This window comes from Alkalihalobacillus sp. AL-G, assembly GCF_030643805.1.
GTDB lineage: Bacteria > Bacillota > Bacilli > Bacillales > Fictibacillaceae > Pseudalkalibacillus.
Genome location: NZ_CP094656.1, coordinates 262,307 through 287,660, shown reverse-complemented (window position 1 = coordinate 287,660; position 25,354 = coordinate 262,307). Strand labels below are relative to the sequence as shown.

21 protein-coding genes, 1 pseudogene and 1 other annotated feature (1 of these 23 only partly in view) are annotated in these 25,354 nt (G+C 41.4%); of the genes and pseudogenes, 11 read left to right on the top strand and 11 right to left on the bottom strand.

The genetic code is table 11. The annotated features are described in order from the left end of the window. Positions 1–99: a binding site (T-box leader), on the bottom strand; it reaches 126 nt to the left of the window's first position. Positions 100–348: 249 nt separating this feature from the next. From MOJ78_RS01520 to motB, 3 genes are all read left to right on the top strand, one after another. Next, positions 349–2,199, top strand: coding sequence for an LTA synthase family protein (locus tag MOJ78_RS01520; protein ID WP_304979486.1), 1,851 nt, complete (start codon positions 349–351; stop codon positions 2,197–2,199). A 526-nt stretch (positions 2,200–2,725) separates the two neighbouring features. Continuing rightward, positions 2,726–3,529: a flagellar motor stator protein MotA gene (gene motA / locus MOJ78_RS01515; protein ID WP_304979485.1), complete on the top strand. Its 804-nt coding sequence runs from the start codon at positions 2,726–2,728 to the stop codon at positions 3,527–3,529. Further along, a complete protein-coding gene (motB, locus tag MOJ78_RS01510; RefSeq protein WP_304979484.1) occupies positions 3,522–4,292 on the top strand; it encodes a flagellar motor protein MotB in 771 nt (256 codons plus the stop codon). Before motA ends, motB begins: the two co-directional genes overlap by 8 nt. Positions 4,293–4,594: 302 nt before the next feature. Here motB and MOJ78_RS01505 read toward each other — a convergent pair whose 3' ends face one another. Then, a complete protein-coding gene (locus MOJ78_RS01505) occupies positions 4,595–5,818 on the bottom strand; it encodes a hypothetical protein (protein WP_304979483.1) in 1,224 nt (407 codons plus the stop codon). Next, positions 5,805–6,356, bottom strand: a pseudogene (locus MOJ78_RS01500) (sigma-70 family RNA polymerase sigma factor); the annotation flags it as partial. The pseudogene MOJ78_RS01500 and the gene MOJ78_RS01505, both read right to left, overlap by 14 nt. Before the next feature lie 166 nt (positions 6,357–6,522). Here MOJ78_RS01500 and MOJ78_RS01495 point away from each other — a divergent pair. From MOJ78_RS01495 to MOJ78_RS01470, 6 genes are all read left to right on the top strand, one after another. After that, complete coding sequence (locus MOJ78_RS01495) at positions 6,523–7,842, top strand: methyl-accepting chemotaxis protein (protein WP_304979482.1); 1,320 nt, start codon at positions 6,523–6,525, stop codon at positions 7,840–7,842. Between the two features lie 229 nt (positions 7,843–8,071). Beyond that, positions 8,072–9,571: a spore germination protein gene (locus MOJ78_RS01490; protein ID WP_304979481.1), complete on the top strand. Its 1,500-nt coding sequence runs from the start codon at positions 8,072–8,074 to the stop codon at positions 9,569–9,571. A 26-nt stretch (positions 9,572–9,597) separates the two neighbouring features. Continuing rightward, a complete protein-coding gene (locus MOJ78_RS01485; RefSeq protein ID WP_304979480.1) occupies positions 9,598–10,689 on the top strand; it encodes a GerAB/ArcD/ProY family transporter in 1,092 nt (363 codons plus the stop codon). Beyond that, positions 10,686–11,753 (top strand): Ger(x)C family spore germination protein, encoded by a 1,068-nt coding sequence (locus tag MOJ78_RS01480; protein ID WP_304979479.1) that lies wholly within the window; start codon positions 10,686–10,688, stop codon positions 11,751–11,753. The genes MOJ78_RS01485 and MOJ78_RS01480 overlap by 4 nt, the downstream gene beginning before the upstream one ends. A 139-nt stretch (positions 11,754–11,892) precedes the next feature. Beyond that, positions 11,893–12,597 (top strand): STAS domain-containing protein, encoded by a 705-nt coding sequence (locus tag MOJ78_RS01475; protein WP_304979478.1) that lies wholly within the window; start codon positions 11,893–11,895, stop codon positions 12,595–12,597. Positions 12,598–12,650: 53 nt separating this feature from the next. Next, entirely contained in the window at positions 12,651–12,989 is a 339-nt protein-coding gene (locus MOJ78_RS01470; protein WP_304979477.1) for a DUF3905 domain-containing protein, read from the top strand. Positions 12,990–13,462: 473 nt separating this feature from the next. On the opposite strand, the gene MOJ78_RS01465 is transcribed toward MOJ78_RS01470, so the two are convergent. The 4 genes from MOJ78_RS01465 to MOJ78_RS01450 form a co-directional block, all read right to left on the bottom strand. Next, entirely contained in the window at positions 13,463–14,236 is a 774-nt protein-coding gene (locus MOJ78_RS01465; protein ID WP_304979476.1) for an SDR family NAD(P)-dependent oxidoreductase, read from the bottom strand. A gap of 146 nt (positions 14,237–14,382) precedes the next feature. Then, positions 14,383–17,022, bottom strand: coding sequence for a cyanophycin synthetase (gene cphA / locus MOJ78_RS01460; protein ID WP_304979475.1), 2,640 nt, complete (start codon positions 17,020–17,022; stop codon positions 14,383–14,385). After that, complete coding sequence (locus MOJ78_RS01455; protein ID WP_304979474.1) at positions 17,019–17,846, bottom strand: cyanophycinase; 828 nt, start codon at positions 17,844–17,846, stop codon at positions 17,019–17,021. Before MOJ78_RS01455 ends, cphA begins: the two co-directional genes overlap by 4 nt. Positions 17,847–18,006: 160 nt before the next feature. After that, positions 18,007–19,398, bottom strand: coding sequence for a hypothetical protein (locus tag MOJ78_RS01450; protein ID WP_304979473.1), 1,392 nt, complete (start codon positions 19,396–19,398; stop codon positions 18,007–18,009). Between the two features lie 113 nt (positions 19,399–19,511). Here MOJ78_RS01450 and MOJ78_RS01445 point away from each other — a divergent pair, with 113 nt between their 5' ends. Next, complete coding sequence (locus MOJ78_RS01445) at positions 19,512–20,015, top strand: hypothetical protein (RefSeq protein WP_304979472.1); 504 nt, start codon at positions 19,512–19,514, stop codon at positions 20,013–20,015. A gap of 184 nt (positions 20,016–20,199) precedes the next feature. On the opposite strand, the gene nadE is transcribed toward MOJ78_RS01445, so the two are convergent. Beyond that, positions 20,200–21,024 (bottom strand): NAD(+) synthase, encoded by an 825-nt coding sequence (gene nadE / locus MOJ78_RS01440; RefSeq protein WP_304979471.1) that lies wholly within the window; start codon positions 21,022–21,024, stop codon positions 20,200–20,202. Positions 21,025–21,187: 163 nt separating this feature from the next. Between nadE and MOJ78_RS20845 the strand changes: the two genes are divergently transcribed. Next, positions 21,188–21,349 carry a putative holin-like toxin gene (locus MOJ78_RS20845; RefSeq protein WP_370529754.1) on the top strand — a complete coding sequence of 54 codons (162 nt, stop codon included), beginning with the start codon at positions 21,188–21,190 and terminating at the stop codon, positions 21,347–21,349. A 252-nt stretch (positions 21,350–21,601) separates the two neighbouring features. Here MOJ78_RS20845 and MOJ78_RS01435 read toward each other — a convergent pair whose 3' ends face one another. From MOJ78_RS01435 to MOJ78_RS01420, 4 genes are all read right to left on the bottom strand, one after another. Then, the gene (locus MOJ78_RS01435; RefSeq protein ID WP_304979470.1) at positions 21,602–21,985 is read right to left on the bottom strand and encodes a DUF302 domain-containing protein; all 384 of its coding nucleotides are present in this window, start codon (positions 21,983–21,985) and stop codon (positions 21,602–21,604) included. A gap of 188 nt (positions 21,986–22,173) precedes the next feature. Further along, positions 22,174–22,350 carry a hypothetical protein gene (locus MOJ78_RS01430; protein WP_304979469.1) on the bottom strand — a complete coding sequence of 59 codons (177 nt, stop codon included), beginning with the start codon at positions 22,348–22,350 and terminating at the stop codon, positions 22,174–22,176. Positions 22,351–22,602: 252 nt separating this feature from the next. Next, positions 22,603–24,747, bottom strand: coding sequence for a heavy metal translocating P-type ATPase (locus MOJ78_RS01425; RefSeq protein ID WP_304979468.1), 2,145 nt, complete (start codon positions 24,745–24,747; stop codon positions 22,603–22,605). Continuing rightward, a complete protein-coding gene (locus tag MOJ78_RS01420; protein WP_304979467.1) occupies positions 24,725–25,108 on the bottom strand; it encodes an ArsR/SmtB family transcription factor in 384 nt (127 codons plus the stop codon). Before MOJ78_RS01420 ends, MOJ78_RS01425 begins: the two co-directional genes overlap by 23 nt. Positions 25,109–25,354: the final 246 nt, after the last annotated feature.

The window sequence follows — 25,354 nt, the reverse complement described above, 5'->3', positions numbered from 1 at the left end:
CTCCGAGGTGCGGTTCAGTGCTTGGACCTACTGGACTTCCACCAACTCCAGTTCGCTAGAAGGTACACAAGCACTTACTCTCCTCATCATCAACCGAATCTGTAATTTTCACTATTATAATCTTCTTTTTTCAAAAATGATACCCTTTTTTATTCATAATCCTAGGACTTGTCTGATAAAATTGTTATGATGAGTGTTACGATAATACCATTTTATGGTTTGTTTGTTTCGTTTTATTGATAATCGGTTATAGATTCAGAGAATTATGGAACTTTTTTCATTTAAATTCGTCTTTATGTATGAACCGTAATGGACATTTATGCTTTTGCTTTACTGGGAGGTAGCCCTATGTTTAATCATACACGAAAATATAATACGATCATTATTACAGCTCTCATTTTATGGATTAAAACCTATGTTGTTTATAAGCTTTGTTTTAGCTTGCTAACATCTGATTGGAAACAAGAAATCATTCTTTTTATTAATCCACTCAGCTCTGTACTGTTTTTACTTTCACTCGTATTTCTCTTTTCAGAGCGGGTTCGGAACCGATTTACGCTGATCATTGCATTGTTGCTCTCATTTATTTTATACGCAAATACACTCTATTATCGTTTCTTTAATGATTTTATTACCGTACCCGTCCTATTTCAAACGAATAATGTCGGGGATATCGGCAACAGCTTACTTGCACAAACGTATTGGTACGATATCTTTTTCTTTCTAGACCTGATTGTTCTTTTTTATTTATTCAAGCGGCAATCTTTCCAGCCTGTACCGGTAACACGAAAGGATTTTTCAAGAATCCTCGTAACTGCGCTGCTTTTACTAATTGTGAATATTGGACTTGCAGAATCGGAAAGACCACAGCTGTTAACCCGTACGTTTGACAGAGAGCTGCTTGTCAAAAACTTGGGAACATATAACTACCATGTCTATGATCTATTACTGCAATCCAAAACAACTGCGCAAAAGGCAATGGCTGACAATGTTGATGTTGTCGAGGTGAAGGAGTATACCGATAAAAAGTCCGCTCCAGCAAATCCTGATTTCTTCGGATTGGCAAGAGAGAAAAACCTCATTGTCATCTCAATGGAATCAACCCAGCAGTTCGTCATCGGAAGAAAGGTAAATGGAGAAGAAATCACACCATTTCTTAACGATTTTATAAAGGAAAGCTATTATTTTGATAACTTCTACCACCAGACTGGTCAGGGAAAAACCTCTGACTCTGAATTCTTGCTCGATCAGTCTCTTTATCCGTTGCCGAGGGGAGCTGTTTTCCAAACACATCCACTGAACGAGTATCATGGTACTCCAGAAATCATTAATGAATATGGGTACTACAGTGCTGTATTCCATGGCAATAATAAAAGCTTCTGGAACCGGGATATCATGTATAAAACAGTTGGTTATGATAAATTTTTTGCTGAACAGTACTACACGATAAACGATGAGAACAAAATCAACTACGGTCTGAAGGATGTTCCTTTTTTCAAGCAATCAATCAAGTATTTAAAGGAGCTGCCTCAACCGTATTATACTAGATTCATCACGTTAACCAATCACCACCCTTACAAGTATGATGAAGAGGATCAAATGATTTCCACCTACAATACAGAGGATCCAATTGTTAACCGCTATCCTGTTACAATACGATACACGGATCATGCGATAGAACAGTTTATCCAGGACTTAAAGGATGAAGGAATTTACAATGATTCGATCATCATCATCTATGGGGATCATTATGGAATATCTGAGCGCCACGACGAGGCAATGGGGCAAGTGTTAGGAAAAGAAATTACACCCTATGATAATGTACAGCTGCAGCGTGTACCGTTAATTATTCATATCCCCGGTCAAGAAGGTAAGACCATCTCCCAAGTGTCCAGCCAAATTGACCTGAAACCTACCATACTGCATCTTTTAGGAATCCAAGCAGATGGGATACATTTCGGTACTGATCTCTTTTCAAAGGATCATAAACAACTAGCCGTATTTAGAAATCGAAGTGTTGTTGGGAAAGATTATATTTATACAGATGAAACGTGTTATGAGCGTAAGACTGGAAAAGAAATTCCTGTTGAAACCTGTACGGATATCAAGGAACAAGGACTTCACGAGCTCGAGTTATCCGATGGGTTGATTTATGGCGACCTACTCCGTTTTACAGATTTCGCGACAAGTAAAAAATAACCGAAGCTGACCCAAATCATCGATAATTAGTAGATGTTGGGTCAGTTTTTTCGTTATTGATTGGGTTGGGGTACGATGAACTCCACCCTTTTTCGTTTGATCGGGTATGCTCATCCCTCGCTGCCATAAAGTAGTTTCTATTTAAAGAAAACTCGGCGATTGCCGAGCCTTCAGGCGAGAGCAGAGTCGTAGTTGCGCTTATACTAGGGACGTAAACTTTTCTCCAACGTCGGTAATTCTTCTTGCTGAAAAGTTATAATTTCCTAACGTGTAAAGAAAACTCGGCGACTGCCGAGCCTTCAGGCGAGAGCAGAGTCGTGTTGCGCTTACACGTTTAGAAAGTATTTTTATACTTTCTAAACGTGTTAAAAATCATTAAACAATCCCACTAGTTTTGTCGATATTATTAGAAACGATAAAGCGCATGATTCAATTAAACCTTGACATAGACTTAGCTAGTTTACACAGGTATCTTCTTTATGTGGAACACTGTCGAGAGAATAGATTAAGTGAGGATGACTTGCAAATGGATAAGACTTCAGTGATCGGAATCATATTAGGCATCATCGCAATCGGGGTAGGGATGATCATGAAAGGCGTAGACCCTACAGCCTTATTTAATCCTGCCGCAATGTTAATAATCTTCGCCGGAACCGCCGCATCGATTTTAATCGCGTTTCCGATGAGTGAGATCAAACATATACCAAAACTATTTAAAATTCTTTTTACCGATAAAAAGATGACAACCGTTAATGAGCTTATTCCAATTTTCAGTGAATGGGCAACAGTCGCACGAAAAGAAGGATTACTTTCACTTGAAGCCCATGCGGATGATATTAATGATCCTTTCCTTAAAAATGGAATGAAGATGGTTATTGATGGTCAAACACCAGAATTCATCAGAGATGTGATGGTCGAGGATCTTTCCGCAATGGAAGAACGACACGAAAGCTGTGCCGCTATCTTTACACAGGCCGGGACGTACGCACCTACACTCGGTGTCCTTGGAGCGGTCGTCGGTTTGATTGCTGCCCTGGGTAACCTCAATGACATTGAAGCACTTGGACATGCAATTGCTGCCGCATTCATTGCCACCTTATTCGGGATTTTTACCGGATATGTCTTATGGCACCCTTTTGCAAACAAGCTTAAGCGAAAATCGAAACAAGAAGTGATGGTTAAACAAGTGATGGTTGAAGGTATTCTCTCCATACAGGACGGTGCTTCACCACGCGTAATTGAAGAAAAACTGAAAATCTATATACCTGCTAGTCAACGAAACGAAGAAGATGCTCCTGGCTTACGGGAAGGAGCGGAGCAAAATGCTTAAAACACGCAATAAAAACAAAAAGGAAGAACACATCGATGAATCGTGGTTGATCCCTTATGCGGATATGCTGACGTTGTTGCTCGCCCTTTTTATTGTGTTGTTTGCAGTCAGTACAGTTGATGCGCAAAAGTTTGAAGATATGGCGAATTCCTTTAAATCCGCTTTAAATGGTGGAACAGGAGCGATGGATTACACGAGTCCGGTCAGTGTCGTTGAAAAAAGTTCGATTCCAACAGCGGAACGTTCCATCACCCCTGAGGATGATCGACCAGAGCAAGCTACCCAGAAAGCTAGCCTCGATCAGTTACAGCTGGCAGCAATCAAGAAAAAAATCGACGCATACATTGAAGATAAGAATTTAAGTAAAAGTCTTCGGACAACATTAACGGAAAGTGGCTTGATCATTACGATTCTAGATAATGCTCTTTTCGATTCAGGAAGTGCTCATGTTAAGGAAGAGGCCGTTGGTCTTGCTGGGGAGATTTCTCAGCTTCTCGTCACAGACCCCCCTCGTAATATCATAATTGCTGGCCATACTGATAATATCCCGATCCAAAACAGCGAATTCCAATCTAACTGGGAGCTGAGTGCTCATCGATCGATCAACTTTATGAATTTACTTTTGCAAAATGAAAAGCTGGACCCTAAGAAATTCAGTCAAGCCGGCTACGGAGAGCATCACCCCGTCGCTCCGAACGATACATCAGAAGGCAGGGCAAAGAACCGCCGGGTAGAAGTGAAAATACTACCATTCAACCAATGATCCCACTTAAAGAAAACTGGGCGATTGCTGAGCCTTTAGGCGAGAGCAGAGTCGTAGCCCTAAAGGATGACCTAAAGGCCCTTGCGCTTATACTATAGAAAGTATTATTTTACTTTCTAAACGTGCAAAAAAGATGCTGATTCTCTTTCGTAGAGTCAGCATCTTTTGGTTTACTACAAATTGAATAGTGTTATGACACTTCAACGGCAATTAGAACGAAAAGGCTGATTCTAGATCGACTAGCTTTCGTTGATTTTGAATCAGCCTCTATTTCTATATCATTCGTTGAAAGCGTATTACGTTTATGGTGTTACGACGTTCGGGGCTTTTAACACCGTGATCGGCTCTGTTAAATTATAAGGTCCGATACGTTCGAAATTCGTATTCACGAACTGTACGTTTTCGTAACCGAACTGTTCTGCAGTCAATAACATTGATTCGATCATTGCTTGATATAAGAGGTTTTCCTTAAACTCTGATCCCTTGCTAAACTCAATTACCGCTGTTGTTCCATTCTCACTTACCTTTTTGATGAACACGTTTCGCTGAATCGTTTCATGATATCCGAATCCATCATTATTTTGCTTCATTAATTGTAATGCTTCTTCCAACGATTCTGGTTTATTTTCACCGTTCAATTTAATTCCGTTCGTAAGTAGATACGTACCGTTTTCACTTAGTAATGCACTGACGCCTTTCTCAGGAGCTTCTACATCAAGCTGTTTATAACTTCCCATGTGCGGCAGGTCATAGCCTGCAACACCATTCGTTTGGAGTTTGATGATGTCATAGCCTGATTCGTACGCGGTATACTGAATGGTTTCTAAAAACATCTGTACCCCTGTCGATCCTTGTACTGAATTCGGAGCAAGGTCTACGACGAGTGCATTTTCCTCTTGAACTTCAGTAAGCTTTATATCTTTTAAAGCTAGTATGATATTTTCACTGACACCATATTTTTCAGGCTGGATTTTATTCAGCGCTGTATTTATTGATTCCACACGTGTTAAAGATTTATCCACGAATGTACTTAACGGAACCGTTCCCATTGCCTCTGAGTCAGGATAATAAAGAGTGACGACCTGCTTGCCTGCCGGAACATCCTGAACTCCAGGATAAAACACCATATCTCCCTCATACGATCTCGTTTCGATTGTATTTTCAGTTGATAGTGGATCGGATTCCGGAGCCAGCAATGTTTCTGCTTGCTGCGGTTCATCTGCCTTTTTCAGGCTGGATTGCTCATGATCTGTTGAACCATGGTTTTCAACACCTGCTTCTTCACCCGGTGGCGGCGAAAGTACGGTATCTTTTAAAATAGCCGGTGAAATAATCGCTGCGATGAATAAAACACAGGCAGCAGCCAGTACGGGCATGAATCGTAATCGCCTTTGTTTCGGTTTCGATCTGGACCTTTTTTGCTCCATTTTTTCATAAAGCTCTTCCTTCGACTGCCGATCCTTCATTTTTGGAAAATCCTTCAGCGTCTGAATGATCTTGTCTTCGTTCCATTTAGATTGTCCCATTTGACAGTTCTTCCTCCTTCAAGCTGTCCTCGAGGATATTTTTCAATGTTTTTAATGTACGATGCTGCACCGTCTTCACTTTTCCTTCCGTCCATCCCATGATCGCTGCGGTTTCTTTGATTGAAAATGAATGGATATATCGTAATAGGATGACCTGATGATGTTCTTCTTTACATTTTGAAAGAGCTTCATATAATTGTTTCACCGATTCACTCTCGTCAATGATTTCATCGGGCATTTTGTCAGGATGGACTAATTGATTCTCTTTCTCTTTTATATCAAAAATGCCAGATATCGTCTTTTTTCGTCTTTTTTGTTTACGAATATGGTCGATGGCAACATTTCTTGCAATTGAGAAGAGCCAAGTTTTTTCACTGCTGTCCCCTTTAAAGCTTTGATAGGAATTAAGGACTTTGATGTATACATCCTGAACGAGATCTTCGGCTGTATTTCGATCTCTTACCAGATAAATCAGAAATTGAAAAAGTGACTGGTGATAGTCAACATATAACCGGTTAAATATATGTTCCAACACTTCTTCCTCCCCTTCTTATTATGTTAGTCGTTTTTAACTTAAAAAGGTTTCAATCGCGACTAGAAAATCACTGAAAAATATTTTTATGTAGTTAACATGATGTAAAAGAATGTCGATATAATTAATAGAATGCAAAGTTCGGTCTAATTTGAATGGGGGAAATAACAGAATGTCAGTGAAAAGTACCGATTCAGCAAAGAAAGTACCATTTCTAAATCTACAAAGAACAATAAGGAGTGTCGGAGTCAAGCTATTCCTTGTTCTTGTAATCAGTTTACTTATCAGTACACCAATCTCAACACTATTGAACAATCTTATTTCAGATTACATTTCAAGCAGCATTTCCATTCTTCTTAATACAGTCATCAATTTAGCTGTTACTAGTCTCTTCATTATGTTATCAGTTCGATTTATCATCCTAAAACCCCTTCAAGAAACGGTCAGAGCAATGAAAAATGTTGCTAAAGGACAATTAACGACTGAAATAAACATTCGGTCCAATGATGAATTTGGTCAATTGTCTAAAGCGTTCAACCAGATGACAAAAACGTTACAAACACTGATCCATGATGTGACCGTGAATGGTGAACAGGTGGCTGAAACATCTGAACAGTTCATAAAGCAAATACATGCTACCCGGTCATCCTCTCAGGAGATCAGTACGATGATGGCAGAAGTAGCAAGTGGTGCTGACACCCAGCTCTCAGGTGCTGAACAAACTGCTCATATCATGGAAGAAATGACTGCTGGAATTCAACGTATCGCAGAATCTGCCTCCATTGTTGCAGAAATGTCTAATAAAGCAACAGAGGAAGTTGATGTCGGTAAAACATATATGGCAAAAGCACGTAAACAAATGGATGCGATTGATAGCGTTACCGATAATGTTGCAGAAGAAATCCAACACCTCAATAAGCAATCGAAAGAAATCAATCAAATCGTCAATGTCATTACCGAGATCGCGAACCAAACCAATTTGCTTGCACTTAATGCTGCAATCGAGGCTGCAAGAGCGGGTGAACATGGGAAAGGCTTTGCAGTCGTAGCAAAGGAAGTCCAAAAGCTAGCAGAGCAATCTGAACAATCCGCATCGCAAATTTCCGAACTAGTAAAACGGATACAATCTCATACACTGCAGACCGTTTCTACAATGGAAAAAGGTAAGGATGAAGTTAATAACGGAACAGTGGTCATTAGCGATGCTGAACAAACATTTGAAAAAATTGCGGGAATTATAGAAGAAGTTGCCGGACAAGTCCAGGATGTATCTGCATCGGTCGAAGAAATCTCGGCAAGCTCCGAGCAAGTCCATTCTTCTACATCGGAAACCGCTAAGATAGCCCGAGGTTCTGCAACACAAACACAACAAGTATCCGCAACAACAACAGACCAATTAAACACGATGGAATTAGTAAATCGTCAAGCGGATGACTTGACGAAAACCGCACAGGCATTGCTGAAATCCGTTGCATCATTCAAGCTGAAATAACAAAAGTAATTTAGGGTGACTTCCAGTATGGCAGTCACTCTTATTTTTTTTGCCCTCTTTTTCTTAAGACTTAAAGACGCCTCCGCTTATTTCTTTCCATCTTTTGCATAGTTACTCTAAAAATGGTAAACGTAAGAAGTGAAAATCAAGTTAGCATCAGACTTTTTCAAAACAGAAATAAACGTTCAGGATTTTGAAAAAAGCTTTACTGGGAAAGGATTTTCTCTTAATGAAGAAATGGTGGCAAAAACGGAGCCGTCCCAATAAACAAAAGGAACCACAGTCACTCTCAGCTCTCCTAGAGGATGTAAAAAATTCAAAAGACTTTGTTCATTACAAAATTAGTAATGACCATGGTGACGTATGGTTGTCTTATATTAAAACGCTTGTAGATACAAAAACTTTGCAGCTAAGTATATTACCAGCAATCCAACATGTAAAAAAACAGTCTCTAGAAGATATAAAAGGCCAGATACCAATTGGACATGTAACAGTTACGGACGATATTACGGAGATAAAAAACAAAATTTTGGGTGGACATGTGATTGTCCGACTAAATGAACATAGCAATCTATGCTTACTTATTAACGCTCTTGCTAAATCCGGTAGAGAGATTGCCGCTCCAGAAATTGAGTTCAGTGTACTTGGTCCAAAGGAAGCTTTTGTTGAATCTATTGATACAAATATTCAGTTAGTTAGGAAAAGGCTTCCCAGCACACGGTTTACAGTCAAAGAAATGAAGGTAGGGACAACCTCACAAACACGTGTGGCTGTTCTTTATGTAGAAGGTATCGCTAATACTGAAAACGTCAATACTGTTCTGCAGCGAATTGAAGATATTGATTTTGATCAAATTACGGATAGTTCATTCATTACACAGCTCATTTCTGATAATCAAAACTCACCTTTTCCTCAACTGATTGATACAGAACGTCCTGACCGGGTTGCTGCTGTACTTGGTGAGGGTAAAATCGCCATTATTGTTGATGGTGGTCCGCAGGTGTTGATCGGTCCGACTAATCTGGTTGAGTTCTTCTCTGCGTTTGAGGACTATTTTTTAAACTGGCATATTGCAACAACGTTTCGATTGATCCGAATGGGTTCAGTTTGGTTTTCGATATTTGCAACACCCCTTTATGTCGCAATCCTAACCTTTCATTATGAGTTGATTCCAAAGGATCTATTAAGCACCCTTGTAACTTCCAGAAGTGCAATACCTTTTCCTCCTATATTAGAGGCATTGATCCTAGAACTGGCGATTGAGCTTTTGCGTGAAGCAGGAGCAAGACTACCAACGAAGGTCGGCCAGACAATCGGTATCGTTGGCGGTATCGTCATTGGAACCGCTTCAGTGGAAGCAGGCTTAACGAGCAATGTGTTGTTGATTATCGTTGCCCTTGCCGCCCTTGCTTCCTTTACGACCCCAGTCTATAAAATGGGTAATACGATCCGATTGATTCGATTTCCATTTTTGCTCTTCGCCCAACTATGGGGCCTTTTAGGGATTATGTTATGTTTCTGCTTTTTACTTGTTCATCTTCTTCGTTTGGATTCGTTAGGCAGACCTTACTTAGAACCATTATTCCCACCCCGGGTTCCTGATCTTAAAGACACGATTATACGCATGCCTTTTTCTACACAGTCTTTGCGGCCGATAAACCTTCAACCCGAAAGTACAGAAAGGTTTAAAAAGAAAAAGGCAAAGAAGAAGAAGGATATTGATGAATAGGTACACAGTCTGAAGGGAGGGATATGATGAGCACTCCAATACCAAACCGTTTTCTCGTGTCTGCTGGGATGGCTTTTTTCCTCGTACACTCTATGCAAATTGGTATAGGGATCCTCGGTTTTCAACGGTATATTGCGAAGGATGCAGGCTATGATGCATGGATCTCCATCTTGATATCAAGTGTCTCCATCCATATAGTACTTTGGATGATGTACAGTATGCTCAATAAAGAAGAGGGCGATTTGATTTCGATCCATCAAAGGGTTTTCGGAAAATGGTTCGGGGGCTTTCTCAGTACCGTTGCTGCATTGTATTTTCTGTTTCTTGGGGTCACTGTATTACGGAGTTTTATGGAAGCCATTCAAGTATGGATGTTTCCAAACCTGAGTATGCCTTTTTTCCTTGCCGTTTTTCTTATATTGATTTATTACACGATATCAAGCGGGTTTCGAGTTGTAGCAGGGATTGCCTTTTTCGGTGTTATCATCCCTTCCTTTTTGATTTTATTTATATTTTTCCCATTTCAATACGGGGATTGGGATTACTTACGGCCTGTTATGAATCATTCCTTTATGGATCTCTTAAAGTCGGCGAAGGTTGTGACACTTGAGTACATTGGCTTTGAAACGATTTTACTTATGTACCCCTTTATTAAACATGGAAAGCAATCGCAAAAATGGGCTCAGCTTGGTGTGTTGTTCTCAACATTCATCTATGTTCTTACGGCGATAGCTGCTTTTGTGTACTTTAGTGAAGCTCAGCTTGAACGGACAATTTGGGCTACCTTGAGTATGTTTAAGATTATCGAATTCCCTTTCGTAGAGCGATTTGAATATCTTGCAATCACAACGTGGGTTTTAGTTATTTTTCCAAATATATGTATCAGTCTCTGGTGCTCGAGCCGTGCCATCAAACGAACCTATAATTGTCGACAACGATGGGTTCTCATCCTCGTACTTGTCATAACATACGTCGTACACCTAATTTTTAAGGATCGTGAAAGCATCGATGTATTCATCAATACAACCTCTAAAACCGGCTTCTACGCCCTTTATGTTTATATCCCGCTGTTATTCCTGCTGTTCCACTTCAAAACGAGAAGGAGACACAGAAAATGAAACGACTGAGCCTTATTATAATTTGTGTAGTTCTGTTAGCTGGTTGTACAGTTGAGCGTCGCATTTTAGATGATATTTATTTGATTACACTTGCAGGCTATGACTTAAAGGAAGATAAAATTCAATCTACGCTAGTCGTTCCAATATTTCAGACGGGTGGAGGAGTACGAAATGAGTATTATACAACAGAGGGGGTCCTTAATAAGGAACTGACAAAAAAGGCAACGTTGCAAGCACCAAACCCCCTTTTTCCTGGAAAGATTGAAGTAGCCCTGTTCTCAGAGGATTTCGCAAGGAAAGGGTTCATTAAAACAATGGATGTATATCGACGTGATCCAAGTATCAGTGCAAATGTAAAGCTTGCCGTTTATGATGGATCGACCAAAGAATTCATCCATAGTCAGGATGTCCAGAACATGGATCTCGGGAGGTATGTCGTAAAAATCATTGAACATTCAATCGATCAGGAAATCATACCGAAAACAAACTTGCACCTTTTTTTCCAAAAGTACTTTGGAGAAGGAGAAGATCCCTTTCTTCCACTTTTCACATTAAAAAAGGGCAAGTTGAAGCTAAAGGGGCTTGCCCTATTCAAAGGTGACAGAATGATCGATCATGTTCCTGAAAATAAGTTACATCTGTTCTCATTACTCCATAATAGATTATTCAATTTCGCATTAGAACTTCCCCAATCAGAAATCCAGGTTGCAATTGGTAATATTCGTGCGGAAAGGAAAGTACAGGTTACAGGATCCTTATCTTCACCAAAAATAAAAATATCCATTGACCTCGAGGGTAATATTAACGAGTTTTATGGTGGGAAAAAAGGGCTGGAAAAGAAACTTAAAAAAATTGAAAAACAAATCGACAAACACCTTGAAAAAGAAGCTAAAGTGATGCTTTCTTCTTTTCAGGAACAAGGCATAGACCCTATAGGAATAGGAAAAGAAGCCAAGGCCGAATTTCGTGATTGGGATGCGAAATCCTGGAAACAAATCTATCCTGAGTTAGACATCAAAGTCGAGGTGAATACGAATGTTCTTGAAACAGGGGTCATGCGTTAAAAACAAGGTATCTTCTACTTTTTATCGAATTTCATATACAATGAAAGCATGGAAGTGCTAAATTGAGCGGATAAGGGAGAGGGAGAGTAACCGGAATTATGAAGTCAACCAAGAATCAGTCGTAAATCAAGAAGAAGTTTTGAAAATCCGAATCAGTTTCCTTGAATTGATCGCAGAAGCATTTTTTCAATCTGACATTCAGGAAATCATCTCGAAAATTCATACATGGGGACAGACAACGGGAGAATCAGCAGTTGAATATGAAGTAGACCTTTCAACGGCCATCCAATCCTTACCGGTTTATCGTGAAAAAATATGGGGAGTAATCGAAGAAGTCTCAATAAAAGAAAATTTTGACCTTACAACTGTTTTTCAAGCAAGTCGAATCTTTCACCCGATCCTTGATGAAGCAGTCTATTCATTCAGCTTGGCCTATGTAAATCACCATAAACACACGTTGGAAGTTGCAATGAAAGAAATGGATGAACTCTCCGTTCCTGTGGTTCGTGTCACAGATGATGTCGGGGTTTTACCATTAATCGGTGCCATCGATACACACCGAGCAACCATCCTTAGGGACCGTACAACCGAACGTTGCCTCGAGTTACAGCTAGAACGACTTGTCATTGATTTATCAGGTGTCCATATGATTGACACAATGGTCGCACAGAAGCTATTTCAAGTCATTCAATCCCTTCGTTTATTAGGAGTCAAGACTTTATTGACGGGAATGAGGCCTGAGCTTGCACAAACGATGGTACAGCTCGGTATATCCTTTGATGGAATCGAAGTAATCGGTTCCTTAAAAGATGCCCTGAAAAAATTAACGATTACGCAAACATAATCAAATCAGGATTGGTTTAAACTATTCGTATCCCTCTATTGGAGGTGAGACGAATGGATACCAAGTTTGAAAATCAATCCATTCAAGGGACTCTGCCTCATCAGGCAAATGCTCCTGTATTTGATAATGTTTCAGAAGAAGATCGAAAGCCTTTTGTTAACGAGTATGGGGTTACTATCGGAGACAGTCATTATGAATCGGAGAACTCTCCACTCAACCAATGGAGCGACGATACCGACCCTTCAGTAATGTCTGGTGATGAATGGGTGCATCCGTATAATGACATTGGCTGGAACTCTTCTGAGAATCGGGAGCTGGCGGAAGAGGACAGAGCACCAAAGGGCAGTCCGTTTATGCATCCGACAAAGGATGTAAGCTACGCCCGAGATTAAGCATAGAGGGTTGACCGAAAATAGTATCGGTCAACCTTCTTTTTTGTGGGGATTAAAAATTTACCAATTGTATTGTCCACAATAACTACGAATGTGGACAAGAAAACCAAATATATGGTTAATTCTGTCCCGAAAAACCGTGAACGAGGATAGGGCTGACCCAAAAGAGAAATCCCTTCAAATTGTTTCAGTCTTCTACCATTGCAAAATAATTGATGAAAAATACAAGTTGTATGTGCAAATTCTTATTTATGAAAGTGTTTACGGTCTTTAATTAAAGGCAAAATGGAGGTTTCTCGTGTAACTGGGATTCTTCTCGTGTAACGCAGATTTTCCTCGTGTAACTCGGGTTTTTCTCGTGTAATCCGGTTTTTTCACGTGTAACACATATTTTTGGCGTGTAACTTGAACGGTTAAGGAGGGACTGACGAGTTTTGAGTCAGCCCCCTACCTACTCTTAATAAAAAGACAACCTAGAATCCGTAAATCGTCATTCCGCCGTCTACAAATAGCGTTTGGCCTGTTACATACGATGCTGCGTCAGATGCGAGGAATACAGCTGGACCGACCAATTCTGGTAGCACCCCGACTCGCTTAAGCGGTGTCCGGTCTAAAATGGCACTTAAATATTCCTCATCCTTTAATAGCTTCTCGGTTAGAGGTGTTTTAAAATACCATGGTCCGATCGAGTTGACATTGATTCCATATTCGCCCCACTCCAAGGCAAGATTTTTTGTCATTTGGATTAGTGCTGCTTTCGTACTTGCATAAACGACCCCTGTTCTTAACGCCGTTGTGCCAGCAACGGAGGCAATGTTGATGATTCTTCCTCCGCCCGCTTCCTTCATACTTTTACCAACCTTTTGTGACATCCAAAATGCAGATCTTAAATTCGTGTCCATGATCGTTTGCCACTCTTGATCGGTTACCTCAAAAGCGGAGGAGCGAATATTCATCCCTGCATTGTTTACTAAAATATCGACTTTTCCGGTCTCAACAAGTATGGACTCTACCGAAGTATGGATTTGGTCATGGTCAGTCAAATCAGTTGGATAGACGTATGCTTTCTGACCTTTTTCCTGGATAATCTTTGCTGTATCCTCTAGGTCTGACATTGTTCTGGCCATTAAAACGACATCGGCGCCAGCATCTGCGAACCCGACTGCAATCGCTTGGCCAATCCCTCTTCCTGCTCCAGTTACAACCGCAACTTTATCTTTGAGTTGAAATGATGGTAATACGTTCATTGGTTGTCCTCCTTTTCTGATAATTGTACATATGAAAAATGGTCAGTGCCAGAATTTTGTGTTGGGAATGGGTTACGACAATATGGAAAAGACCTAAGTAATGAAAAATCATCACTAAGGTCTATTATTGATAGGTATTCAGCTAGCTAAAGCGAGGATGTCTTTCGGACTTTCGTTTCAAATCTTCGTTTACGCTTTAATTCCTTCATAAATTCCTCTACATAACTGAATGTATCATATAGAAAAAGTACTAAATCTCCTGGCTTGGAGTGTTTCCATGCCTCACGGAACGCTTGTAATTCATTCAATTCGATGATCCTGTTTTCAGCTGATAAATAATCCTTCAAGACATTATCTAAAAGGGTAGCAATTTCATTCGGTTTTCGTCCCCTGAGATTTGCATCCTCTTTTATGACAACAAGATCGGTTTCTTTACCGACAATTGAAGCTATATTGCGGACTTCCACATCAAGACGATCACCAGGAGCCGAAACAGCGGTTATCATCCGGTCACAAGGAATTGCTTTAACTGTCTCATAAATAGCCTTCAACCCTGCCATATTGTGGGCATAATCGATAACAAGTGTACGTCCGTCGTGATCAATTTTGTTAAACCGTCCTGGACTCTGATAAAAGTCAGGAAAAAACGTCAATACTTTTCGGCGAAGTTCCTCAATAGAGACTCCAATTGAGTGGGCCGATGCAACTGCCTGCAACAAATTGCTGATGTTGTGTCGGGCATAGCCGTTAAACGTAATAGGTATGTCCGCATGCTTCATAAACTTGTCTGCTGAGCCATTTTTCTCATGGATAATCCAATCGTCCTTTATATACCATACCTCTCCATTTTTATCTTTGTGCCCGGTTACAACTGGATTTTCATTTGAAAGAGAGGTGAAGATCACTTGTCCATCTGTATGAGTGCACATTTCAGCAACCGCCTGATCATCGGCATTCAGCACACAATAGCCCTCCGGATGAACGAGTTCAGGGATTAGACGTTTTAATTTCCGTAATTCTTCGATTGTTTCGATCCCATCGAGTCCAAGGTGATCCTCAGAAACGTTGGTTACGATACCGACATCGCAAAACCTGAATGCCGTCCCTTCACGCAGCATCCCCCCTCTTGCTGTCTCCAGTACCGCTGCGTCTACCTCTGGGTGGTGAAGAACCTTTCTTGCACTCACAGGACCGCTGCAATCTCCATCATCAATACATTGGTCTCCAATAAAAACACCGTCTGAGTTCGCCACCCCGACCGTCTTATGTTCGGATTTTAAAAAGTGTGCGATTAATCGAGACGTCGTCGTCTTTCCGTTCGTCCCTGTTACTGCAATAGTTGGAATACTTGCTTCCTTACGATTCTTAAACAAGTAATCCGCAATCGCTCCGCCTACATCTCTCGGTTTACCTGCGCTTGGGTAATGGTGCATCCGGATTCCCGGTGCAGCATTCACTTCAATGACAGCAGCACGACCAAGCTTGTACGCAGCTGAAATGTCTTCGATGATCATATCAATGCCAGCAATATCGAGCCTAATCGCCCGTGCAGCCCGCTCTGCAATCGTACGATACGTACTATGAACCGTATCAGTCACATCAATTGCAAGGCCTCCTGTTGATAGGTTTGCATTACCAAGAAGCTCTACGACTTGTCCTTTTTCGGCGATTGTTTGTAATGCAAAACCTTTTGTTTTTAAATAACACGTAACCGAGTCATTAATCGGGATTTTTGTCATCGGCTTTTCATGACCGTCCCCTCTCAACGGGTTATTATTTTCTTTCTCAATTAATGCTTGGATCGAATCCTTCCCATTACCAATAACAAAAGGTGGCAACCGTAAGCTGGCTGCTTCCATACGCCCATCAATGACAACAAATCGATAATCATCTCCGTTAAAGTACCGTTCGACAATAACCTGCTCGTTTTCACTAAGACACGCATACCCAGTAAGCAACTCTTCTTTTGACTCGATGTTCGTTATGACATCTTTTCCCTGTCTACCGCTTATTGGCTTGATCACCAATGGATAGCCAAGTTGGTTGGCAGCCTTAATCAGCTCACCTTGATTGGAAACGACCTTCCCTTCTGGTACAGGAAGTGCTGCTTCACGTAAAAGTGTTTTCGTAACTTCCTTGTCACATGCATTTTCAACCGCCACAAAAGAAGTTTGACTTGAAATCGTCGCATGCATCAACTTTTGTTTTTTTCCTGTTCCAAGACGAAGCACGCTTTCTGTCCCGACTTGTTCTACCGGGATTTTTCGTTTATAAGCAGCATGGTAAATCGCCTCTGTGCTAGGTCCCAGCTTATTTTTATAATATAGTTCTTCTACTTTTTCCACATAAGAATCAATCGTAAAGACAACCGGATCTTTGAATAGCAGTAAGCTTACGATCTCCATCGCTGCATGAAATGCGTAAATCCCGGATTCCTTTTCTTCATACCGGTACGTAACATAATAAATCCCTTTTCGCTTACTCGTAATCGTCTTCCCTCTTTTAACAGGTATGCCTGCAAGAGATTGTAGCTCAATCGCAATATGCTCAAGAATATGGCCCATCCAAGTTCCCTCTCGTAGTCGCTCTACAAACCCACCTTCATAGCCACGTGAACATGTATGGGTATGGAGTGTGGGCATCGCCTCTATTAAGCGATCTACAAAACCTGGAAGTTTATTTGATGGCTTTTCTTCAAGCTTTTCAATATCTAATTCGATCCAAATCATAGGTTTGTAGCTATAATAATTCGGTCCCGAAAGATATTTAATCCGATTGATTTTCATCGGGTTGTCCTCTTTTCTTTCATAATTAGTTGGCGCGTTTCAAGGTCAAATCGATATCCTTTTGCGAGTGAGTGTAACTGTACCCCTGTGATCGTAACCTCCTCACTCTCGGCCTTTTCCGCAATATCAACAAAAGACAGTTTACAACCATCAATCACTGTGACGGAATGCTCGCCGATCACTTCAAAATACCTTCCACCTTCACGTACCCATACTGCCGTATTCTCATCGATCCCTACTCCGATAATTTGAGGATTTTGTGCGATAGCATGCAATAGCCTTCCGAAACGAGCTCGTTGCGAAAAATGTTGATCGATTACGACATCCTCTAAGAATCCGAATCCAACACCCATTTCTAGGTTTGATTTTTCGTGATTTGCTTTCGTTTTACCAGATACAATCATATGACGGCTCATAATTGCTGCGCCTGCACTTGTTCCAGCGATAATCATCCCTTCGTTCCAAGCCTTTTGGATTCCTTTGAAAAAACTAGTCCCGCCAATAATGCTTGAAAGCCGGTTTTGATCCCCGCCAGTCATGAACAAGGCTGAAAGTGTATGGATTTTTTCAAGAAATACAGATTCCTCTGCTTTCGGTCGCGTATCAATATGTAATAGTTCAACCTTTTGCGCACCTAATTTCATGAAGATGTCCCGATATTCCCCGCCAACCTCATCTGGATAACCTGTTGGAGTAGTCAGTATTCCGATTGTTCCCTCTCTTGTTTTCGTGTCCTTGATGAATGTTGATAGGATCTCCATATCCCCGTCCTTATCTTCATTCCCACCGATTATGAATAAATCCCCGCTCACCTTGTTCGTCACACTTCATCTCATTCCTTTTCTATAAAATGAAGTACTAAAAGTCGATGTTTCTTTTACAAGTATAGTCTGTTTCAGCACATACAAAACTGAAAAATCACCCACTTTTTAAAATGAGTGATTTTTAAATAGTTTATTCCATGAATTTGATATTTATACCCGACTATAGTAAAAACATTGCGACGACCGTCGTGACGAGTAAACCGACGATTACTGGGATCATGTTCCGCCTTGCTAATTCGAATGGGTCAACGTTACAGATTGCTGCTGCTGGAATGAGCGCCCATGGTACGAGCGTGCCTCCGCCAACCCAAATTGCTGCAATTTGCCCGAGTGCTGTCAGCGTTGCAATTCCTTTTCCGATCGCTACAGCAAAAAGTCCAGCAATCGATCCTGCTAAGGAGATTCCCGAGAATCCTGAGCCATCCAATCCTGTGATTGCACCGACACCTGTCAAGGTAAAGGTTGCAACCGCTTCATGAACCGGTACATTGTTTGCGAGGGCATACCCTAGGTCGTTGACAATCCCTTGCGACCCTTCTGGCAGATTTTCACCGAAAACGGCGATAAATCCGGCATCCCCCATATAGAAGAATGCGGCAATCGGAATCACTGGCCCGAATACTTTAAAGCCGAATTGAAAGCCTTCGATAAGGAAAGCTGTAATTTTTTCTAGCCCCTTATCTTGATATCCGAGCATTGAAATGAGCATTAAGATGAATATGACTGTTCCGCCGATTAACGCGGTAGCATCTCCACCTTGAAGGTTCAGCGTGAACATGACCGTCACATCAATCAAGAATAGAATCGGAATCAAAACCGCCAGCAGTTTCTTAGAACGGTCTGATAATAACTGATCTCCTTCTGCTTCATTTGTAAATTGAAGTTCTTCCTCTGAAACTTGGAGCGTCCCTTTTTGCATATCCTTACGTAAAATCCAATATGCGAGAACCGTAGTCACGACACCCATTACAATCACAAGAGGAACACTGGCAGCCATCACATCTCCTACTGGAATCCCTGCAGCGTCTGCTGTAAGCTTTGGTGCCCCTTGAATAATATAATCACCTGAAAGTGCGATTCCATGACCGAACAAGTTCATCGCCATCGCTGCACCTAGTGCCGGCAGCCCTACACGTAATGCCACTGGTAAAAGAACCGCACCTAATAGGGCAACTGCTGGAGAGGGCCAGAAAAACCATGAAATGACCATCATGAGAATCCCGATCGTCCAATACGCAAGCGCAGGTGTGCGAATGAATTTAGCAAACGGCGAAATCATAACCTCATTGATTCCAAGCCTTATGAGAACCCGACTCATTGCGACAATCACCGATATGACCAGAATCGTACCGAGTAATTCCTTGATTGCATAAATAAAACTGTTAAAGATCCCGCTGACCGCAATACTTAAGGATGAAGTCGCAATCAGACCGAGTAAGAACACACCGATTACACACACCAATGACGTATCCCTGCGCATTATCATCACGCCGATGATAATGAGGATAAACAATAAATAAACACCGTGTAGAAGGGTAAGTTCAATCCCCATGTATGCTCCCCCATTTGTGATATTCGTCTGTAGTCCAGAATATGCAGGATCAAATCCAACGGTGAGGCGGAGTGTTATAATTAATAAATACTGGAATTGTAGGAGGGGATATGATGAAAAGCTATATACTTCGCTGGTTATTTCGACTCAACGTATCGAAAAGCACACTGATTATCACTCTATTAAGCTCCCCGTGGCTGGTTTCATTGTTTTTGAAAGATACAGGGATTGCGACGGCTATTCTTTGGGCGTACACTGCTGTCGGTTATTTTTTCATCTCGTTTTTGCTTCTGTTATTTTTAAAACTGATCTCGACGATGAGGAAGTCCGAGGTTCGAAAAAGACTCGTAACGTTTGCGAGGGTCTACATACGTTTTCATGTTGCATCCGCCTTACTCGGCGTTTATTCGCTCTATTTTCATGTTTCTTATATGCTGGATTCAGGCTGGGTGAAGACTTCAGTAGGTTTAGCGGGGGTACTCGCATTGATTGGATTAGCCGGTGTGCTTTTCACAGGTTATTTACGTAAACAAAAATCATCAGGAAGGAGACGCCGCTATCACCGATATTTTGCTTATGTGTTTGTGGCGTCTACAATCCTACATATGGTTCTATGATGCTGTCTATCCGGCAAAGATTCATTTTGAGGGGCACCATTGAACCCGATTCGTTCCTACAAACTCCATTTGGTAGATCTCGTTTGTAAATCAATCCACTCGGGAGTTTTTACGAGGATAATTTTATGCTGCATTTTTGATCCTAGCTATATGTTAGTTCCATGACGGTTTTCACTTACGAGGCTTACTTTTTCCACCAATCTGTATACAGCGTTATTTCTTTTTCGCGTTTATGTCTCGTCTTCAAATAATGGCTTTCGAGCCTTTGCTTCGATTCTCGCTTAATCTCTTTACCTTCGAGATAATCATCAATTTCATCGTAGGTGATACCGAGTGCCTCTTCATCCGGAAAACCTGGACGCTCTTCCTCAAGGTCTGCAGTCGGTACTTTTTTATATAGGGATTCAGGTGATCCTAATTCCCTCAAAAGCTGCTTCCCTTGGCGTTTGTTCAACCCGAAAAGTGGTGCGATATCGCAAGCTCCATCCCCATGTTTTGTAAAAAAGCCTGTGGCCGCTTCAGCCGCATGATCGGTCCCGATGACGATGAGGCGATAATGTGCGGCAAGGTCATACTGAACCTTCATCCGCTCACGAGCCTTCGTATTCCCTTTTAAAAAGTCGCTAAGCTCTTCACCTGTCGCCTCTTTAAAGGAACGAAAGGACGCATCGACCGCTCCCTTAATATTGACAGTTACCGAGCGGTCAGGCTGTATGAAACGCAACGCCTGCTGTGCATCATCCTCGTCATGCTGGACTCCATACGGAAGACGTACCGCAACAAATGTATATTCATCGCCAGTTTCTTCGCGCAATTGTTGCACTGCCATCTGTGCCAGTTTTCCGGCTAGACTTGAGTCCTGCCCACCGCTGATACCGAGGACAAATCCTTTCATCCCGGTTGCTTTTGCATACATTTTCAACAAATCCACACGATTTATGATTTCCACCTCTGGGGCAATTTCAGGCGATACTTGAAGCTCGTCAATAATTTCTTTCTGTAAACTCACTTTATTACCTCCATTTAATCGGTAAGTTACTACGTTTCATTAGTGTATTAAAGTAATCCTTTTGGCATAAATAACCAAAGGATACATACATTTTTGTAATATTCGTAGGAGATTAGGACTTGCAATAACTGGTCCCATTGTATCATGAGAATTTTTTCCATTAATGATAAAATTGTATAAATACGATAAGCTTCGGCTCTCGAGGGCGGTCGGCACTACACTCGAAAGGGGTGGTGTAACAATGACAGTATATCAAACGTTGATGGTTGCCATCTCGTTTGCGACGTTGATAATCGGCGTGTTGTCATTTCCTTATAGAAAATAGACCGCCCTTGAGCTGCACACTTTAGGTCGCGGTCTACTATTCTCAGCCGAATCCCTTCTCGGGAAACAAGCTTTGTCGTATTCCTCCAAAGATGTTCACGCACCTTTGGGGGTTTTTTTTGTTTAATAAAAGTTTTTCTTTTTCGAATTCTTAAAAATCTTTTTTAATTATAACACCACTTTTACTGTATGTCATTGCTTAATTGAATAGAAGTGTAAAATTTTCCTCTTTTTGTTGTTTTTTGTACTTAACTTACACGCTTTTGTCCATGCACGCCATAAGTCGGTGTTCAATTTCCTGCGCCATAGCTGTAATTTCTTCATCTTCCACCATCGTGACAAGTGCGGTTGGCTTTGGCATCCCGATTTTTGTCACACCCTCGTCCTCGTATACAACCATTTTACAAGGAAGGAAGTAGCCGATCATCACATTCTGATTCAGGACACGTTGGGCTTCAGCCGGATTACAAACTTCAAGGATTCGGAATGAACGCTCAAATTCGAGTCCTTTCTCATTCAGCTTATCTTTAATATTAAAATCCCAAAGCACTCCGAACTTTTCCTCTTTCAGCTTCTCCTCAAGATTTTGGCACGCTTCGTCAACAGATTGTTCTGTCAATACTGTGTAGTGGAACATGTTTTCCATCTCCTTTAGAATATGATTGCCTCTACTTTATATTTCTCATCTAATACTTAACGATTAAAATTTAGTTGGAAAACGAATGCGATGATATAGCTTATATTGAAATTTCCCCTAATCTTCTGCTGTTAAAACCTGGCTACAAAAAAATAACCTCCAAATAATAACGGAGGCCCATAAATCTTTCATAGTCCCGTAAAGTTGTTTGTATCATTGCCGTGATTTTTATGGTCATGCTGTCGTCTACCTTCTTTTACATTTGCATGACTAATCTTCCGCTTCCGTTTAGAAAGAACGTCGTAAAGAATTCCAAACGCTATGAGAGCTACAACAAAGCCAACTGCCCACATCCAAAGGGTCATGCTTTCCACCTCCCTGTCTCTTGCATACTTATTTTGACAGAGGGCTCGGTATTCCTTTTTTAAAGATCAACTTTCGGTAACTTCCATTTAAAAAGATTGGAACTGGAATCAGAGCTTCTAATGAACTGGGTCCACCATGATTCATTACTTTTCCCCTTGATTTGACTATTGGAGACCTTCAATTAAACATGGATGAAGATAATTCGTCCATACATTTTATTAACTATCAGGAATGGTGTCCACCCGTATGGATTAATTCCTTTTTTCTTTTACTCTAAGCAATCGGAGTCCGTTGAGTGTAACGAGCAGGGTCGCACCCATATCGGCAAATATTGCAATCCAGAGCGTCAACCACCCCGGGATGACGAGCAATAATGCGACCAATTTAATGGCAATGGAAAAGCTGATGTTTTGTTTGATGATCCGCAACGTCTTACGGCTTAATTGTATCGTGAATGGAAGCTTTTTCAGATCATCTCCCATTAGTGCAATGTCTGCGGTCTCAAGAGCGGTATCTGTCCCAGCACCACCCATGGCAATTCCGACTGTCGAGGCAACAAGTGCTGGAGCATCGTTTACCCCGTCACCGACCATAGCTACCCGGCCATATTGATTTTGAAAGTCCTTTACATATTGCAGCTTTTCTTCAGGAAGAAGACCTGCTTGAACTTGATCCATTCCGACTTCCTTCGCAATCGCCTTTGCTGTCATCTCATGATCACCTGTCAACATGATCGTATTCGGGATATTGATTTTTTTCAGTGCTTTTACAACAGATGCACTCTCTTTGCGAACGGGATCGGCTACCGCAATCAGAGCAATAACTTCCCGGTCTGTCCCAACAGCTATGACCGTTTTCCCTTCCGAACGCAAGACCTCGACTTTTTCAGTATGCTGCTCAGTTAAGGATAGCCCAAGCTCACTGGTGAACAATCCAATACTTCCGGCATAAAAAGAAGTGTCATTAATCTTTCCGTATACACCTTTACCGGTTAGCGAGCGAAAATCGTTCAACAGAGGCTGATTCTCTAAGGATACCGCTAACCCTTCTGCCTTCTTACAGATTGCTGTTGCTAGTGGGTGTTGGGACTTCCTTTCAAGCAGTGCGGCAGCCTGTAAGACTTCATGCTCTGAATAATTGGATAAAAGGAACACATCAGTAACCTCTGGGGTCCCTCTCGTTAATGTACCTGTTTTATCGAAGGCAATCGCCTGTAGTTTACCAGCCTCTTCAAGGTAAACGCCTCCTTTAATCAAGACGCCATTACGAGCCGCATTACCGATTGCTGTCACAATGGAAACAGGTGTCGAAATGATGAGTGCACACGGACAACCGACAACAAGAACCGCAAGTCCTTGATAGAGCCACTCACTCCAGCTGCCTCCCAAAAGTGGTGGAATTGTTGCTACACAAAGCGCTACGACAATAATAATCGGCGTGTAGTATTTTGCGAACTGATCAATAAACGATTGTGAAGGGGCTCGTTCCTCCTGTGCCTCTTCCACAAGATGAATGATTTTAGCAAGTGTCGTATCCTCTACCTGCTTTGTTACCTCCACCTCAAGAAAGCCTTCTTCATTCAATGTTCCCGCAAAAACGTCATCCCCTGTTATTTTTTGCACCGGAACAGATTCCCCTGTAATTGCAGCTTGGTTGATTGATGACGTTCCAAGGCGTACGACCCCATCCATCGCGAGCTTTTGTCCAGGTTTAACGAGCATCACATCTCCTATTTGAATGTCTTCAACTGGCATCGATACCTCTGAACCGTTTCTCCAGATTATCGCTTCTTTTGGGGCGATGTCCATTAAACCACGTATCGATTGCCTCGCTTTGTCCATTGAATACGACTCAAGGATTTCGCTGATCGCAAATAGAATCACGACCATGGCCCCTTCTCCCCATTCTCCGATAATGACGGCCCCAATGATCGCAATCGTCATTAACGTACGCATGTCAAACTCGAAACGGAGTAGGTTTCTCAATCCTGTTTTGAATAAACGATAGCCGCCAAATGCAATTGATCCCGCATAAAATAGAATGGATAAAAGCGATTCTTCGCCAATTGAAAGGGCAACGATCCAACCAACCAACAGTAAAGCTCCTGCGAGCAATACATTCATATGCCGCTTCCAAAACGGCTCTTTCCGTTCTTCTTCCAACTGATGCTCCGGCCGTATCTTCAGGCTTTCAAATGCACCGGCTTCTTCAAGGTCAGTGATCTTGGTTTCGCCTATAACCGTAAGCTTAGAGGCAGTGAAATTTACTTTTGCATCAAAAACACCATCCAGGTGCTTTACGTTCGTTTCGAACTTTTTCGCGCAGCTTGCTCAGGTGAATCCCGAAACACGATAAACTTGCTTCGGGGCTTCTTTAACTTTTTGTTGCTGTGTCAAGATGTTTCCCCTCCTCAATATGGGAAAAAGCAGTTTGGATTATTTTTCGGACATGATCATCATCCAAGGAATAGTACACAAGTTTTCCTTCTTTACGGTATTTAGCGAGTCCCATGTTGCGCAGCAGCCGTAAATGGTGAGAAGCTGTTGCGACAGTACAATTGACAATATTAGAAACATCACAAACACAAAGCTCATTTTCAATCGATAAGGCGTATGCAATCTTAATCCTAGTATCATCCGAAAGTGCCTTAAAAATTTTCGCAACAGACATTGTATCCTGCTTTTCAATATCCCTGTTGATTTGATTGACCTTATCCTCATGGACACAGGTCACTCTACATACATCATCCTCTGGCATTTTGAACCACCTCACGCGTATTTTCATTCAAACATTCATTTGAATATTAGTATATTTGTTTGAATCATGAATTGTCAATGAATTGAGAAAAGCACTCTCGATGGATCGTTCATTCTCCAAAGGCAAGTGCTTTTTCATGGTAAGATCCGATTTTTAATCTAAGATAATTGCGAAAATTGTAAGCGGACTATAGTCTGTATCCCCCCGAATATGGTCAGATTTTCGTAAAAGAATCTTGCTGGAATC

What these genes read in the sequence shown, in the direction of transcription:
- motA (WP_304979485.1), top strand. Translation starts at nt 2,726, where the DNA reads ATGGATAAGACTTCAGTGATCGGAATCATATTAGGCATCATCGCAATC.
- MOJ78_RS01470 (WP_304979477.1), top strand. Translation starts at nt 12,651, where the DNA reads ATGGATACCAAGTTTGAAAATCAATCCATTCAAGGGACTCTGCCTCAT.
- MOJ78_RS01465 (WP_304979476.1), bottom strand. Translation starts at nt 14,236, where the DNA reads ATGAACGTATTACCATCATTTCAACTCAAAGATAAAGTTGCGGTTGTA.
- motB (WP_304979484.1), top strand. Translation starts at nt 3,522, where the DNA reads ATGCTTAAAACACGCAATAAAAACAAAAAGGAAGAACACATCGATGAA.
- MOJ78_RS01435 (WP_304979470.1), bottom strand. Translation starts at nt 21,985, where the DNA reads ATGTTCCACTACACAGTATTGACAGAACAATCTGTTGACGAAGCGTGC.
- MOJ78_RS01420 (WP_304979467.1), bottom strand. Translation starts at nt 25,108, where the DNA reads ATGCCAGAGGATGATGTATGTAGAGTGACCTGTGTCCATGAGGATAAG.
- MOJ78_RS01430 (WP_304979469.1), bottom strand. Translation starts at nt 22,350, where the DNA reads ATGACCCTTTGGATGTGGGCAGTTGGCTTTGTTGTAGCTCTCATAGCG.
- MOJ78_RS01495 (WP_304979482.1), top strand. Translation starts at nt 6,523, where the DNA reads ATGTCAGTGAAAAGTACCGATTCAGCAAAGAAAGTACCATTTCTAAAT.
- MOJ78_RS01480 (WP_304979479.1), top strand. Translation starts at nt 10,686, where the DNA reads ATGAAACGACTGAGCCTTATTATAATTTGTGTAGTTCTGTTAGCTGGT.
- MOJ78_RS01450 (WP_304979473.1), bottom strand. Translation starts at nt 19,398, where the DNA reads ATGGGGATTGAACTTACCCTTCTACACGGTGTTTATTTATTGTTTATC.
- MOJ78_RS20845 (WP_370529754.1), top strand. Translation starts at nt 21,188, where the DNA reads ATGATAAAATTGTATAAATACGATAAGCTTCGGCTCTCGAGGGCGGTC.
- MOJ78_RS01490 (WP_304979481.1), top strand. Translation starts at nt 8,072, where the DNA reads ATGAAGAAATGGTGGCAAAAACGGAGCCGTCCCAATAAACAAAAGGAA.
- MOJ78_RS01520 (WP_304979486.1), top strand. Translation starts at nt 349, where the DNA reads ATGTTTAATCATACACGAAAATATAATACGATCATTATTACAGCTCTC.
- cphA (WP_304979475.1), bottom strand. Translation starts at nt 17,022, where the DNA reads ATGAAAATCAATCGGATTAAATATCTTTCGGGACCGAATTATTATAGC.
- MOJ78_RS01505 (WP_304979483.1), bottom strand. Translation starts at nt 5,818, where the DNA reads ATGGGACAATCTAAATGGAACGAAGACAAGATCATTCAGACGCTGAAG.
- MOJ78_RS01485 (WP_304979480.1), top strand. Translation starts at nt 9,598, where the DNA reads ATGAGCACTCCAATACCAAACCGTTTTCTCGTGTCTGCTGGGATGGCT.
- MOJ78_RS01445 (WP_304979472.1), top strand. Translation starts at nt 19,512, where the DNA reads ATGAAAAGCTATATACTTCGCTGGTTATTTCGACTCAACGTATCGAAA.